Annotated in this window: 2 tRNA genes and 2 rRNA genes; all 4 read left to right on the top strand. The window is 51.3% G+C overall.

From position 1 onward, the window contains the following. Positions 1-282 (top strand): 16S ribosomal RNA (locus tag LCM00_RS24500); the annotation flags it as partial. 73 nt (positions 283-355) lie between these two features. Continuing rightward, a tRNA-Ile gene (locus LCM00_RS24495) sits at positions 356-432 on the top strand. A gap of 15 nt (positions 433-447) precedes the next feature. Continuing rightward, a tRNA-Ala gene (locus LCM00_RS24490) sits at positions 448-523 on the top strand. Between the two features lie 137 nt (positions 524-660). Next, positions 661-1,511, top strand: a 23S ribosomal RNA gene (locus LCM00_RS24485); the annotation flags it as partial.

The raw sequence follows: 1,511 nt of genomic DNA, 5'->3' as shown, positions 1-1,511 counted from the left end.
AGACCGCGAGGTTAAGCGAATCCCATAAAACCATTCTCAGTTCGGATTGCAGGCTGCAACTCGCCTGCATGAAGCTGGAATCGCTAGTAATCGCGGATCAGCATGCCGCGGTGAATACGTTCCCGGGCCTTGTACACACCGCCCGTCACACCACGAGAGTTTGTAACACCCGAAGTCGGTGGGGTAACCTTTTGGAGCCAGCCGCCTAAGGTGGGACAGATGATTGGGGTGAAGTCGTAACAAGGTAGCCGTATCGGAAGGTGCGGCTGGATCACCTCCTTTCTAAGGAATATATACAAGACGTGACGGTCTTTGTTCGTTCAGTTTTGAGAGTATAATCTCTCATATGTTATATGGGCCTATAGCTCAGCTGGTTAGAGCGCACGCCTGATAAGCGTGAGGTCGATGGTTCGAGTCCATTTAGGCCCACCATATAACTTTCATAACGGGGCCTTAGCTCAGCTGGGAGAGCGCCTGCTTTGCACGCAGGAGGTCAGCGGTTCGATCCCGCTAGGCTCCACCAAAGATGAATTCCTATTCATCTCATTTTGTTCCTTGAAAACTAGATAATGTAATGAAGAAGACATTACCGAGTAATCGCCATTTTAGGTTTTCTCTCAATTTGAGAGTGATACCAAGAATAAGCTTCGCTTATTTTTAGGTTAAGTTAGAAAGGGCGCACGGTGGATGCCTTGGCACTAGGAGCCGATGAAGGACGGTACTAACACCGATATGCTTCGGGGAGCTGTAAGTAAGCTTTGATCCGGAGATTTCCGAATGGGGAAACCCTCCATCCGTAATGGGATGGAACCCTTGCCTGAATACATAGGGCATTGGAGGCAGACCCGGGGAACTGAAACATCTAAGTACCCGGAGGAAGAGAAAGCAAACGCGATTCCCTGAGTAGCGGCGAGCGAAACGGGATTAGCCCAAACCAGGAGGCTTGCCTCCTGGGGTTGTAGGACACTCTACACGGAGTTACAAAGGAACGGAGTAAATGAACAGGCATGGAAAGGCCGGCCATAGAGGGTAACAGCCCCGTAGTTGAAACTTCGTTCCCTCCAGAGTGGATCCTGAGTACGGCGGGACACGAGAAATCCCGTCGGAAGCAGGGAGGACCATCTCCCAAGGCTAAATACTCCCTAGTGACCGATAGTGAACCAGTACCGTGAGGGAAAGGTGAAAAGCACCCCGGAAGGGGAGTGAAACAGATCCTGAAACCGTGTGCCTACAAGTAGTCAAAGCCCTATGACCTTCGGGTCAGGGTAATGGCGTGCCTTTTGTAGAATGAACCGGCGAGTTACGATTACATGCGAGGTTAAGTTGAACAGACGGAGCCGCAGCGAAAGCGAGTCTGAATAGGGCGAATGAGTATGTGGTCGTAGACCCGAAACCAGGTGATCTACCCATGTCCAGGGTGAAGTCCAGGTAACACTGGATGGAGGCCCGAACCCACGCACGTTGAAAAGTGCGGGGATGAGGTGTGGGTAGCGGAGAAATTCCAATCGAAC

Source organism: Bacillus infantis, assembly GCF_020171945.1.
In the GTDB taxonomy this organism is placed as follows: domain Bacteria; phylum Bacillota; class Bacilli; order Bacillales; family Cytobacillaceae; genus Bacillus_AB; species Bacillus_AB infantis_A.
This window is presented reverse-complemented; position numbering and strand designations above follow the sequence as displayed.